Consider the following 13,742-nt stretch of genomic DNA (forward strand, 5'->3'; position numbering starts at 1 on the left):
AGATTTTAGATTTTAGATTTTAGATTTTAGATTTTAGATTTTAAAGTCGCTTTGCTCCTTTTGGAATTTGTCCCGATAGCTATCGGGATTAAAAAATTGGAATTTTATTTAAAGTTTCAGCTTTGCGAACTTAAATAAAGTCAAGCAACATAAAAAACCTAGCGCACTTTGCGGTAAAAAACAAAACAAACAAAAAACAATATGAACTTAGAAAGTCCAAAAGTTACTGTTCAGAAATCGGCTCAGGATCTATTTGATCAACTGACTGATGTAAAGAATTTCGAAAAATTAATGCCAGACAATATCGCTAAATTTGAAGTGACTGGTGAAGACGCTTTTATTTTTGGATTGAAAGGGATGCCGGAAATCAAATTAAAAATGAAAGATAAAGTAGCTCCAAACAAAATTGTTTTGGGTGCTGCAAGCGATAAACTTCCTTTTACACTAACTTCAAACATTGACACTGTTTCTGATTCAGAAAGTGCTGTTCAATTATTTTTTGAAGGAGAATTCAATGCTATGATGGCAATGATGGTTAAAGGCCCAATCAGTAAGTTTATTGAAACTTTAGCAAACAATATGCACAAGCTTTAATAATGGTGAATTATTACTTGTGAATTATAAATGAAAGCCTGATTTAATAAAATCGGGCTTTTTTTTTGAATGCCATGAAGACGCTAAGGCACGAAGTTTTTTGTTCTAAAATAATATACTAGACGAAAACCTTTGTCACTTTGCCTCTCTGTTACTTTGCAACTCTCAATAAAGCATTTTAACCTCTTTAATCTCAAACTCCACAACAGAATCATCTTCTAGCAAAACCTGCAATTTTCCTATTGGAGAAACACCTTGAATGATTCCCATAAAGTCTTGGTTATTATTATCTCTAAATGCAGTTGGAATTCCCTTTTTAAATAAAAAATTAAAATAATCATCCCAAAAAGTCTGCGATGAGTTATTCCATAACTGGATTTTCTCTTTTAGTTTTTCGACGATTAAAACTGCCAATTCTTCTTTATCAAAAGATTTACCAGCAACAGCCGCCATAGAAGAAGCAGTTGGCAATTCAGCAAAATCAGTTTGATTGACATTGATTCCAATTCCGGCAACTGACATGATTCTGCCATCGCTTTTTAGGGTATTTTCGATTAATATGCCAACTAGTTTCTTATTGTATGACAGAATGTCGTTTGGCCATTTAATACAAATATCAGGAATATTTAATGTTTTTAAAACCTCTGCAACCGATAAAGAGACAACGAGACTTAAATTGAAAACTTCGTCGTTATTAAAGAGAAAATCTTTAATCAAAACGCTCATAGTTAAGTTTTTACCAGCTTGAGTCTTCCACACGCCACCTACTTGCCCCTTTCCTTTTGTCTGATTTTCAGCTGTTACCGTTGTAAAATTCTCTAGTTCATCTTGACTTGCCAAAGCCTTTAGAAAGTCATTTGTAGAATCTATGGCATCGAGTTTGATTAGTTTCATTAAATAATTTAAATATCTTAATTTAATATTTTGTTAAGGTTCAAAAATAATCACAAAATTTGGTAACTTTACAAATTCATATAAAATAATTCATGGCGAAAAAGACTATTAATAATGATGTTCTACTGGCGAACATAATCAAAGGGATTGAGGAAGTAAAAGGAAATGATATCGATATTCTTGACTTAAGAGAGATAGATACAGCTGTATGCGACTATTTTGTTATTTGCAACGGTAGCTCAAACACCCAAGTTAACGCCATCGTAAACTCAATTCAAAAAACAGTATCAAAAGACTTAAAAGATAAACCTTGGCACGTAGAAGGAACAGATAACGCAGAATGGGTTCTAATGGATTATGTACACATTGTAGTACACGTTTTCCAGAAACATATTCGCGAATATTATAACATCGAAAGCCTTTGGGGCGATGCCAAAATAACTTCAATCGAGAACAAATACTAAAGAAACTTTCATTAAATGGCTAAAGATAATAATCCAAATCCGAATAAATTTAAAATAAGTCCTTGGTTAATATACACCGCAATACTTTTAGTTTTTTTATTCATAAGTTTTGCCACAGGAGGATCAAGCTTAAGCGAACCTGCTCAATTAACTTCTTCTAAATTCAACACGCTTTTAGAAAAAGGCCAGATTGAAAAAGTAATTGTTTACAATAAAGCAGAAGCTGAGGTATATTTGAATGCTGCAGCTCTTAAAGACCCTGCAAACAAAAAAGTTGCTGAAGATATTTTCAAACAGCCAAACAAAGGGCCACATTACACTTTGGAAATTGGTAATGATCAAATCTTTCAGACTAAACTGGAAAAAGCAGTTAGCGAAGGAAAGCTGAAAGATTTCAACTTTCTTCAAAAAAATAACTGGAGCGATATTTTAATCAGCTTACTTCCTATCATCATCATAGTTGGTGTATGGATTTTCATTATGCGTAAAATGTCTGGCGGAGGCGCTGGAGGTGGCGGACAGATTTTCAATATCGGAAAATCTAAAGCGAAACTGTTTGATGAAAAAACAGACATTAAAACTACATTTAAAGATGTTGCTGGTTTAGAAGGCGCTAAAGAAGAAATTCAGGAAATTGTTGAATTCCTTAAAAACCCTGAAAAGTATACGAATCTTGGAGGTAAAATTCCGAAAGGAGCTTTATTAGTAGGACCTCCGGGAACTGGTAAAACTTTACTGGCAAAAGCTGTTGCTGGTGAAGCGCAAGTACCTTTTTTCTCTCTTTCAGGTTCCGATTTCGTAGAGATGTTTGTAGGAGTTGGTGCTTCACGTGTACGTGACTTATTTAAACAAGCAAAAGAAAAATCTCCTGCTATCATTTTTATCGATGAGATCGATGCTGTTGGTAGAGCAAGAGGAAAAAGCAATATGTCTGGCGGAAACGACGAAAGAGAAAACACTTTAAACCAATTATTGACAGAAATGGATGGTTTTGGAACAAACTCTAACGTAATCGTTTTGGCCGCAACCAACAGAGCTGATGTTCTTGATAAAGCTTTAATGCGTGCTGGACGTTTTGACAGACAAATTTTTGTTGATTTACCAGACATTCGCGAAAGAGCAGAAATCTTTAAAGTACACTTAGCTCCTATCAAAAAAGTTGAAGGTCTAGATTTAGATTTCTTAGCAAAACAAACTCCAGGTTTCTCTGGTGCTGATATCGCTAACGTTTGTAACGAAGCTGCATTAATTGCTGCAAGAAACAACAAAGCAGCTGTTGACAGACAAGATTTCCTTGATGCTGTTGATAGAATCATTGGTGGTCTTGAAAAGAAAAATAAAATCATTACTCCAGAAGAGAAAAGAGCAATTGCAATTCACGAAGCGGGTCATGCCACTGTAAGCTGGATGTTAGAACACGCTGCACCTCTTATTAAAGTAACCATTGTTCCTCGCGGACAAAGTTTAGGAGCTGCATGGTATCTGCCAGAAGAAAGACAAATCGTGAGAACAGATCAAATGTTAGACGAAATGTGTGCTACAATGGGTGGTAGAGCCGCTGAAAAAGTAACTTTCGACAGAATTTCGACTGGTGCATTAAGCGACTTAGAAAAAGTAACGCGTCAGGCTCGTGCAATGGTAACTATCTACGGATTGAACGATAAAATTGGAAACGTGACGTATTACGATTCAACTGGACAAAGCGAATATAATTTCTCTAAACCATATTCTGACGAAACAGCAAAAATTATTGACAAAGAAATTTCAGATTTAATCGAAGGTCAATACCAAAGAGCAATTCAGATTCTAGAGGAAAACAAAGATAAGTTAAATCAACTTGCTGATATTCTGATTGAAAAAGAGGTAATCTTTAAAGATGACTTAGAAAACATCTTCGGAAAACGTACTTTCGACAAAAATTTAGAAGAGGTAGTTTCATAACGAATTACCAAATACATAATAATATTTTTCAAAATCTTAATTCAAAAGTCCCTTTTGAATTAAGATTTTTTTATCTTTGAACGTTTTCAATTAACATGTAAAGCATTTCATATAAAAAATGAATTTTTTCAAAAAAATATTTGGCTCTAGTGAGGCCGCTTCTGATGAAGTGAACGAAAGCGAATATGCAGGAACTTCTGCGCAGAACAGTCATTTATCCTTAGATGAACAATTTATTTTCAATTTCAAAAAAAATGGAGGTAAATTCTTGTACTGCGAAAACATGGGAGAGGTTTCTGAACAATTTGAAAATATCTTAGAAGAAAATGATTGGTTTGAACAAGAAGTTTTATGTTACGAACCTGCTTTATTTGGTCTATTAGACGAAAACAAATTATTTTACATTGCCCCTGCTAAACCAAAATTCTTATTGGCAAGCTGCGAGAACCTTATTGCTGATGAAGGTTCTATTTTATTTTCATCAAAACAAATCAGACAGAACAAACCAAACGAATTACCTGCAAATATTGTTATTATAGCCACTACCAGCCAAATCCTACCAATGAAAAGCGACGGATTGAGCGCTATAAAACGCAAATACGAAAGAGACATACCTACTAATATCACTACAATAAAATATTTCGAAAAAGCGAAAGACGAAGATTTTACTCAATACGGAAGTGTTGCAAAAAACCTTTATTTACTGCTTTTAGAAGATCTTTAAGATGAACGAAACACTGAAGAGAACCATTTCTGGTGCTGTTTATATCGCTTTATTACTAACTTCGATATTGTTTTCTACAGAAAGCTTCATTACTCTTTTTGGTGTTTTCCTGATTATTACGATATACGAATTTTCTAATATCGTAAACCTGAATAAAATATTTTCTACTCTCTTCGGAATTTCAATTTATGCTGCAATTATCCTTGTAAGTCACTACAACAAACAGACTACTGTATTTATAAACGATACATTTAATTCTAATATCAGTTTAGAAACCAATATCAAACAGCTGGATTTAATTCTTCTGGCAGTTACCATTGTCGTTTCTATAAAATGCATCATATTCTTGTTTTACGATTCTGTTCAAAAAGTGAGCACTTCGTCAAAATACTTATACCTACTTGGATACATTACACTTCCATTTGTATTTATTGTCAAAATCTCTTTTGGAACAAATGATTATAATCCAAAAATTATCTTAGGATTATTTGTTTTGATTTGGACGAATGACACTTTTGCTTATTTGGTAGGAAAATCAATGGGAAAACACAAATTATTTGAACGCGTTTCTCCCAAAAAAACAATTGAAGGTTTTCTTGGCGGTGTAGTTTTTGCCGCATTTGCCGGCTTTCTAATTTCTAAACTCTACATTCAGCCAAAACCTGAATTTAGCAGCAAATCGATTTTAATCTGGACCATTATAGCGTTAATTGTGAGCCTTTTTGGAACTATTGGCGACCTGATAGAATCCAAATTTAAACGAATTGCAGGTGTAAAAGACAGCGGTTCGATAATGCCTGGTCATGGAGGTATTTTAGATCGATTAGATAGTGTTATATTTGTAGCACCAATTATATTTTTATTTTATCAAATTTTATATTATGTTTCATAAAGAAGGTGGCCCGTCTATTTTATTAGGTTCTGTTTTTACAGTAGCAGTACTTTTAATTGCTGATAAATTCATTGATATTGCTTGGCTGAGAATGCTTGTTCAATTTGCAGCACTTGTAATTCTGATTATTATTTTACAATTCTTTAGAAATCCTAAAAGAATTGCAGTTAGAAACAGCGATCACATTTTAGCTCCTGTTGATGGAAAAGTGGTGGTTATCGAGGAAGTTTATGAAGGAGAATATTTTAAAGATAAACGTTTACAGGTTTCTATTTTTATGTCGCCAATCAATGTGCACGTAACGCGTTACGCTATGGATGGCATCATTAAATTTAGCAAATACCATCCTGGAAAATTCCTTGTTGCTTGGCATCCAAAAGCAAGTGAAGAAAACGAAAGAACTACTGTAGTAATCGAAAACGAAACATTTGGCGCAATTTTATACAGACAAATTGCTGGTGCTTTGGCTCGTAGAATTGTAAACTACGCTAAAGAAGGAATGCAAGTTGTTCAGGGAACTGACGCTGGTTTCATTAAATTTGGTTCAAGAGTAGATTTATTTTTACCTTTAGGTACACCTATCAATGTTGAGTTAAATCAAAAAGCAATTGGTGGAAAAACAATTATTGCTACAAAAGCATAAATGGCTGATAAAGATTTAGATATTCGCTTTAATAAAGCTGTAGAAGTCGCCATGACAATGACTCAAGCTTCGCTGCCACAAGACGTGCAGTTAAGACTTTATGCTTTTTACAAACAGGCTACTTTTGGAACAGCAGTTTACAATCAATCTCAAAATTTTGATTTACGAGATGCTTTTAAAACTAATGCCTGGATGCAGATAAGCCATATGTCTGTAGATGAAGCTAAAGAAAATTATATCGAGATTATCAATTCATTAACATCAAAATAAAAACATTATGAAGAAAAACGTTGTTCTTTTCAGCACTTTAGCTTCATTTTTACTATTATTTTCCTGTAAAGAAGATAAGCTGGTTGAAGTTGTTGAAGTTCCTCTTCCAACAAAAGAAGAAAAAATAACTATCGGTTCGCCAAATGATGTTAAAGCCGATCCTGGTTCTTTTGAAATGACAAAATTGCCATTTAATTATGATGCATTGGCACCAGACATTAGAAGCTTAACTTTAGAAACACATTATTCTAAGCATTATTTGTCGTATACAAATAATTTCAACAAAGAAATTCTTTCGACTGAGTTTGAAAATATGCCTATTGAAGACATTTTAAAAAAAATGCCTCTTACGAATTTAAAACTTCGTCAGAATGCGGGTGGATATTATAATCATACTTTGTATTTTAATATTCTCAGCCCGAAAGAACAAACTCCAAAAGATACTCTTGCAGGTTCTATAAATAAAGAATTTGGTTCTTTCAACAATCTGACAAATCAGTTTAAAGCACAGTCAGAAAAGCAGTTTGGTTCTGGATGGGTTTGGCTGGTTGTGGATAGATATGGCAAGTTACAAATTACTACCACAGACAATCAAGATAACCCATTGATGAAGAATGCTCTGATTCCAGGAACTCCGATTATGGGAATCGATCTTTGGGAACATGCTTATTATTTAGATTACCAAAACAGAAAAGGCAGTTATATTGATGCTTTTTACAATCATATCAATTGGGAAAAAGTAAACGAATATTACGTTGAAGCACTCAAGAAGGTTAAAAAAGTATAGAAAACAAGCTGATGCAATTAAGTGTCAGCTTTTTTTTATACCTTTTAGGTACTTAAACGAAGATCATGAAAGATATTGCCAATCGTTTTGCAGAAAACCCTATATTATCTCCATCAGATATACCACCAAGCAGAGAAGGTCTTGAAATTACCTGCCTATTAAATCCTGGCGTTTTTAGGTTTCAAAATAAAATCTGGCTGGCCGTACGTGTCGCAGAAAGACCTAAACAAATAGAAAATAGTATTTCGTTTCCAATTCTGACAGAAGCAGGAACAATTCAAATTATTGAAATCTTAAAAAATCATCCCGAACTTATTGCAACAGATGCCCGTGTAATTAATTATCAAGGAATCGATTATTTAACCACTTTATCACACATTCGCTTATTGTGCAGCGAAGACGGAAAACATTTTTATGAACCCGAAGATTACCCGCATTTGGTTGGTGAAGGAATACTGGAAACTTTCGGAATTGAAGATTGCCGCGTTTCTTTAATAGAAGATAAATATTACCTGACTTTTACTTCTGTATCTCCTAGCGGCGTGGGCGTAGGCCTACGAACCACAACCGATTGGAAAAACTTTCAAAAACACGGAATGATATTTCCTCCTCACAATAAAGACTGTGCGATTTTTGAAGAAAAAATAAACGGCTTGTTTTACGCCTTACATCGTCCAAGTAGTGTAGACATTGGCGGAAATTACATTTGGATTGCCTCTTCTCCAGATGGCGTTCATTGGGGAAATCATAAATGCATTATCAAAACTAGAAAAGAAAGTTGGGACAGTAAAAGAGTCGGCGCGGGAGCTGCCCCCATAAAAACAGAATTGGGTTGGCTAGAAATTTACCACGGAGCCAACGAATTTCATCAATATTGTCTCGGTGCTTTTTTATTGGATTTGGAAGATCCTACGAAAGTAATTTCTAGAACAGAAACCCCAATTATGTTTCCGAAAACAAATTATGAATTGAGCGGTTTTTTTGGAAATGTCGTTTTTACAAACGGCCATATCCTTGATCCGGATGGAGATACACTAAAAGTATATTATGGCGCTTCAGACGAGTTTGTATGCGGGGCGACATTTTCTATAAAAGAGATTTTTTCTTTGCTTGAGAAAGTATAAAAAAAAATATTCTAACACATAGAAACATAGATTTTTGTACCGAAAAAGAATGTAAAAGAAACCAGTTTCTACACATAGCCAAACTATGCACACTTAAACTAGTGAAACGCCTTTTTTAAAGCCTAATTATCTATGTTTCTATGTGTTTAAAATCAACTCAAAAGACTAGTTAAATTATTTCAATTCTAAAATCAGAGATTCTGATGGCTCAATTGAGATTTTAGCTTCTCCTTGCCCATTTTGCACTTTCAATACAAACGTTTTATCTTTGTACAATTGATCTTTTAAATGATATTCCCCATCTTTTAAATTCCATTTTGAAATGAGTGATGAAGGCACTTTTAAATCAAATTCGCTTCCTTTTTCAGAAGAGAAATTAGCAACTACAATCAGCTTTTGACTTTCAGACCAACGTGCGTAAGAATATAGCAAAGCATCATAATTTTCATTATTTTGACGGTTTACCGTTTGAATTTCTTCAAAATTTCCCATCAAAGCACTACTGTTAATAGTAAAATTCAATAATCGTTTGTAAAAATCACGAAGCTGTTTTTCAGATTCAGAAAGCTGACCTCCATCAAATTTACCGCCATTCATCCAGCGCTGATGGTTTGGAACTCCGATATAATCAAAAATCGATGTTCGGGAGCGTTTTCCAAAACCAGCATCTTCATTTCCTGCCTCTCCTACTTCTTGTCCAAAATAAATCATTGTTGGCGAAGTGCTTATTGTTGCCGAAACCACCATTAAAGGCTTTCCTCTTTCTGGCGTTCCAGCAAATTCTGGACTTGCCAAACGCTGTTCGTCATGATTATCTAGAAAATGAAGCATATGATGCTCAATATCAGACATCCCGTTCTGGATTTTTGTCAACTCGTCTGGAGAAGATTTTCCACGAATAATATCTTTCAGTTTATCATAAGTTTCTACTTTATCGTACAGATAATCCATTTTTCCCAAACGGATATAATTGCGATATTCATTCGGATTATAAACTTCTGCCAATAAAAATGCATTTGGATTTTTTATTTTAATGGATGAATTCATATAACTCCAGAATTCATATGGAACCATTTCGGCCATATCATAACGGAATCCGTCAACGCCTTTTGCTGTCCAGTATAATGCAATATCTCTAAATTTCTTCCAAGAATCAGGAACATCTTTATCTTGCCAAAAAGCAAAATGCTCTTGATACGATTTCTGGTCAAAACCAGCAGGAAGTTCAGGAAAATCTTTGCTTCCATCTGGACGCACTCCATAATTTACTTTTACCGTTTCGTACCAATCATTTTGATCCGGCTTAATTTTACGAGAGCCATTTCCTGTCCATTTTGCTGGATTCTCATCAAATTTTCCATCAATAAGCGGATTTTTCTCTCCGTTTAAAGGAATGTCTCCATCAGGAATTTCAAAATGCTGTTGCGGAATGTAATAGAAATTATTGTCTCGTTTGTATTCAACCGTAACATCATCATCTGCACCAAAATCTTTTACTCCTGCTGGATTTGATTTCCCTTCATATTTTCTCGCAATATGATTTGGGACAATATCTATAATCACTTTCAAACCTGCATTATGAGTTCGCTTAATTAAAGCCTCAAATTCTTCTAATCGTTTTGCAGGATTTACCGCCAAATCTGGATTTACATTATAATAATCTTTTACGGCATAAGGAGAACCTGCACGACCTTTTACCACTTCTGGATCATCATTTGAAATTCCGTATGCCGTATAATCACGAACCAAAGCATGATGAGGAACTCCTGTGTACCAAATATAAGTAACACCCAAATCTTTTATTTCTTGAAGCGCTTTGTCTGTAAAATCATTAAATTTTCCCACTCCATTCTCCTCAATTGTTCCCCAAGGTTTGTTGGTTGTATTTTTATTTCCAAAAAGACGAGTAAAAACTTGATAGACTACAACTTTTTTTTCTGTTGCAGTTGGTTCGTTTGCTGTGCTCATTTTTAAATCTTTTGTTTTACAGGCTGAAAATAGAACCGTTAATGTTATTCCGGCTGCGATTATTTTTTTACTTATCATATTTTGGGCTATTCTTAACTTATCTCATTAGTTTGATTCAAAAAAAATTGAAACAATTTTCTAAAATAGGTCATTTTTTAAAACTCCGAAAACGATTTATCTAATTTACAATGTTTTCAGCTTAAAAAACAACTACTACAACGTGAGAGTTGGAGTTTTTGTTGAAAAATTAAATAGCACTTAAATCCTACTTTAGACTGTTAATGACTTATTATAAATTAATCCTAATATCAGCCACAGGTTCTAACCTTTTTTATAAATTTGACAAAAATTTAATCAGTTGAAGAAATCACTCTTTTTCATATTCTATTGTCTGTTTCTTAGCGTACAATTTATTTCTGCGCAGGCAAAAAAAACTGCACAAACCCCGAAAACAATCGTCATCGAGAATGCTGACTTTTCTGATGTGGATCAGGTTAATGTGCCAGATGCGCTTTTACTTACCGGAAATGTAAAAGTAAACCATGATGGTGTAGTATTGACTTGCAACAAAGCCTATTTTTTTCAAAAAGAGAATTATCTAAAAGCATTCGGAAATGTACAATTAGTACAGGGAGATACCTTATTTCTGAATAGTAAATATGCTGAATATAGCGGTAATGCAAAAAAAGCCTTTGCTACAGGAAATGCCGTTTTAACTTCACCAGATGCTACTTTGCAAACCGACACTATTAATTTTGATAGAAATGTTCAGGAAGCATTTTACAACACCAAAGGAACCATTGTCAATAAAGACAATACTTTGGTAAGTAAATCTGGAAAGTATTTTGTGAAAGAAAAGAAATTTCAGTTTCTGACTGAAGTTACGATTACAAATCCAAAGTATGTAATAAAATCAAATCATTTGGATTATTACAGCAATTCGGGACATACCTATCTTCTTGGCCCTTCCACTATTACGAGCAAGGCTAATTATATTTATACCGAAAAAGGTTTCTATGATACCAAGAAAAACTTAGCGCATTTTCTTCGAAAATCATACATAAAATACGATGACAGGCGTATAGAAGGCGATAGTTTGTTTTACAATCGAAATACTGAATTTGCTTCAGCAACACGAAATGTAAAAATTACCGACTCCATCAATAAAGGAATTGTAAAAGGCCATTATGCAGAGCTTTACAAACTGAAAGACTCGATGTTTGTTACCAAAAGAGCTGTTGCAATTAATCTTGTTGAAAATGACTCGGTTTACATTCACGGACAAAAATTAATGGTTACGGGAAAAGAAGGAGAAAGAATTTTGAGAGCATATAAAAATGTTCGCTTTTACAAAACAGATATGAGCGGTAAATGTGACTCTATACATTCTGATTCCAAAATAGCCTTAACAAAATTGATCGGAAATCCAATTCTTTGGAATGGAGAAAACCAAATTACAGGAGACGTAATGCACTTGATTGGCGATAATAAAACAAGAAAAATTGACTCTCTAAAAGTACTGAACAATACTTTCGTCTTGTCCAAGGATACGCTCGGAACAGGATTCAATCAGGTCAAGGGACTCAATTTGTTTGGAAAATTCAGGGATGGAAAACTTCATGATGTTGATGTCATCAAAAACACCGAAGTAATTTATTATATGCGGAATGACACCAATGAACTGATCGGAATCAATAAAAATGTCAGTAGTAAAATCAATATGATATTGGAAAACAATGCCATTGAAACGATTACGTTCTTCAACAAAGTTGACGGAGATATTTTCCCTGAAGATGAACTTCCTGAAAATGCTAGAAAACTGCGAGGAATGAAATGGCGTGGTGACGAAAGAATAAAATCGAAAGACGATATTTTTACCGCAGAAGAAAACGAAGAAAATGACAAATTGATTAAACAAGGAAAAGACGAAGAAGAAAAAGGCAAAAACATTCCGCTGAAAGTCAGAAAGGAAACTTTGAATTACGATAAGAAGAACCCTGCTGCTAAGACAGATACGAAAGCCAAAAGTAAGTAGTTTTCAGTCTCAGTGACAGTTTACAATTCTTTGCGATTGTTTAAACCACAAAGTTAACTTAAGCGTAAAGTTAAAAACCTTAGAACCTTAGAACCTCAGTAACTTTGCTACTTTGAACCAAAAAAGTTTTCAGTCACAGTCACAGTTTACAGTTAAAAACACAGAAGCTCAGAATCTTAGTATCTCAGCAAATTAGAAGCTAAAAAAATGAATCCAGATTTTATAAAATACCAAGCGCAAACCTCTCCTTACCCGCTCGGAATGGAAGTTTCGCATGCCATTGGCTCATACATTTACGATACAAACGATAAAAAATATTTAGATTTTGTTGCCGGAGTTTCAGCTTGTACTTTAGGACATCAGCATCCGAGAGTCAATCAAGCTATAAAAGACCAGTTGGACAAATATTCGCATGTGATGGTTTACGGAGAATATTCTCAAAGTCCAGCCGTCCAATATTGCAAAATGATGGCTTCTCTGCTTCCAGAATCTTTAAATAAAACTTATTTGGTTAATTCAGGTACTGAAGCGATCGAAGGCTCTTTAAAATTAGCCAAACGCGTTACAGGACGCAGCCAGCTTATTTCTTGCCACAACGCTTATCACGGAAACACAATGGGTTCTATGAGCGTTATGGGATTTGAAGAGCGAAAACAGGCTTTTAGACCTTTATTGCCAGACGTTGATTTTATTACTTTCAACAACGAAGAAGATTTACAAAAGATAACTACTCGAACAGCCGCGATTCTTTTAGAAACTATTCAAGGAGGTGCAGGTTTTATTCAGCCAGAAAATAACTTTTTGCAGAAAGTCCGCAAACGCTGCGATGAGGTTGGAGCATTAATGATTGTTGATGAAATCCAACCAGGTTTTGGAAGAACGGGAAAACTTTTTGGTTTTCAAAATTATGATGTTGTTCCAGACATTGTGGTTATGGGTAAAGGAATGGGCGGCGGGATGCCGGTTGGCGCTTTTACCGCTTCTGCCGAAAAAATGGATCTTTTAACCGAAAACCCAAAATTAGGACATATAACCACTTTTGGAGGCCATCCTGTCATTGCGTCAGCTTGTCTCGCTACTTTGCAAGAATTAACTGAAACAAATTTAATGGCAGAAACACTAGAGAAGGAAAAACTCTTCAGATCGCTTTTGGTACATCCTTTGATTACAGAAGTTAGAGGAAAAGGATTAATGCTTGCCGCCATGACAGAATCGGCAGACATTACAAACGAAGTCATTTTAACCTGTCAAGACAGAGGACTTATTTTATTCTGGCTTTTATTTGAAGGATGCGCCATAAGAATTACACCTCCTTTGACCATTTCTGAGGACGAAATTAGAGAAGGATGCGCGATTATTTTAGAAGTGATGGATGAAATAATGAAGAAGAACAACAACTAAATATA

At 34.4% G+C, this 13,742-nt stretch carries 13 protein-coding genes; 11 read left to right on the plus strand and 2 right to left on the minus strand.

What is annotated here, in order from left to right; translation table 11 throughout:
* Window positions 1-201: 201 nt before the first annotated feature.
* On the plus strand, window positions 202-594 hold the full coding sequence (locus tag BLP44_RS05180) for a hypothetical protein (protein WP_008462773.1): 393 nt from the start codon (window positions 202-204) through the stop codon (window positions 592-594).
* A gap of 165 nt (window positions 595-759) precedes the next feature.
* On the opposite strand, the gene BLP44_RS05185 is transcribed toward BLP44_RS05180, so the two are convergent.
* The gene (locus BLP44_RS05185) at window positions 760-1,488 is read right to left on the minus strand and encodes a biotin--[acetyl-CoA-carboxylase] ligase (protein ID WP_091130215.1); all 729 of its coding nucleotides are present in this window, start codon (window positions 1,486-1,488) and stop codon (window positions 760-762) included.
* Window positions 1,489-1,580: 92 nt separating this feature from the next.
* Between BLP44_RS05185 and rsfS the strand changes: the two genes are divergently transcribed.
* The 8 genes from rsfS to BLP44_RS05225 all read left to right on the plus strand — a co-directional run bounded on the left by rsfS (window position 1,581) and on the right by BLP44_RS05225 (window position 8,333).
* A complete protein-coding gene (rsfS, locus tag BLP44_RS05190; RefSeq protein ID WP_008462770.1) occupies window positions 1,581-1,952 on the plus strand; it encodes a ribosome silencing factor in 372 nt (123 codons plus the stop codon).
* Between the two features lie 15 nt (window positions 1,953-1,967).
* A complete protein-coding gene (ftsH, locus tag BLP44_RS05195; RefSeq protein WP_008462768.1) occupies window positions 1,968-3,893 on the plus strand; it encodes an ATP-dependent zinc metalloprotease FtsH in 1,926 nt (641 codons plus the stop codon).
* 118 nt (window positions 3,894-4,011) lie between these two features.
* Window positions 4,012-4,617: a lactate utilization protein B/C gene (locus tag BLP44_RS05200; RefSeq protein WP_066032158.1), complete on the plus strand. Its 606-nt coding sequence runs from the start codon at window positions 4,012-4,014 to the stop codon at window positions 4,615-4,617.
* A 1-nt stretch (window position 4,618) separates the two neighbouring features.
* The gene (locus tag BLP44_RS05205) at window positions 4,619-5,509 is read left to right on the plus strand and encodes a phosphatidate cytidylyltransferase (protein ID WP_091130219.1); all 891 of its coding nucleotides are present in this window, start codon (window positions 4,619-4,621) and stop codon (window positions 5,507-5,509) included.
* Complete coding sequence (locus tag BLP44_RS05210) at window positions 5,499-6,152, plus strand: phosphatidylserine decarboxylase family protein (RefSeq protein WP_008462760.1); 654 nt, start codon at window positions 5,499-5,501, stop codon at window positions 6,150-6,152. Before BLP44_RS05205 ends, BLP44_RS05210 begins: the two co-directional genes overlap by 11 nt.
* Window positions 6,153-6,422, plus strand: a complete 270-nt coding sequence (locus tag BLP44_RS05215) for an acyl-CoA-binding protein (RefSeq protein ID WP_008462758.1) — start codon at window positions 6,153-6,155, stop codon at window positions 6,420-6,422.
* A gap of 7 nt (window positions 6,423-6,429) precedes the next feature.
* Window positions 6,430-7,209, plus strand: coding sequence for a superoxide dismutase (locus BLP44_RS05220; protein ID WP_008462756.1), 780 nt, complete (start codon window positions 6,430-6,432; stop codon window positions 7,207-7,209).
* Between the two features lie 65 nt (window positions 7,210-7,274).
* On the plus strand, window positions 7,275-8,333 hold the full coding sequence (locus BLP44_RS05225; protein ID WP_091130223.1) for a glycoside hydrolase family 130 protein: 1,059 nt from the start codon (window positions 7,275-7,277) through the stop codon (window positions 8,331-8,333).
* A gap of 174 nt (window positions 8,334-8,507) precedes the next feature.
* Here the strand turns inward: BLP44_RS05225 and BLP44_RS05230 are convergent, their stop codons facing one another.
* Window positions 8,508-10,379, minus strand: a complete 1,872-nt coding sequence (locus BLP44_RS05230) for an alpha-amylase family protein (protein WP_091130227.1) — start codon at window positions 10,377-10,379, stop codon at window positions 8,508-8,510.
* A 280-nt stretch (window positions 10,380-10,659) separates the two neighbouring features.
* Between BLP44_RS05230 and BLP44_RS05235 the strand changes: the two genes are divergently transcribed.
* Both BLP44_RS05235 and BLP44_RS05240 read left to right on the plus strand, forming a co-directional pair.
* The gene (locus BLP44_RS05235) at window positions 10,660-12,336 is read left to right on the plus strand and encodes an OstA-like protein (protein WP_091130230.1); all 1,677 of its coding nucleotides are present in this window, start codon (window positions 10,660-10,662) and stop codon (window positions 12,334-12,336) included.
* Window positions 12,337-12,543: 207 nt separating this feature from the next.
* Window positions 12,544-13,737 carry an aspartate aminotransferase family protein gene (locus BLP44_RS05240; protein WP_091130234.1) on the plus strand — a complete coding sequence of 398 codons (1,194 nt, stop codon included), beginning with the start codon at window positions 12,544-12,546 and terminating at the stop codon, window positions 13,735-13,737.
* The last annotated feature ends 5 nt before the right edge of the window (window positions 13,738-13,742 follow it).

Source organism: Flavobacterium anhuiense, assembly GCF_900101855.1.
In the GTDB taxonomy this organism is placed as follows: domain Bacteria; phylum Bacteroidota; class Bacteroidia; order Flavobacteriales; family Flavobacteriaceae; genus Flavobacterium; species Flavobacterium anhuiense.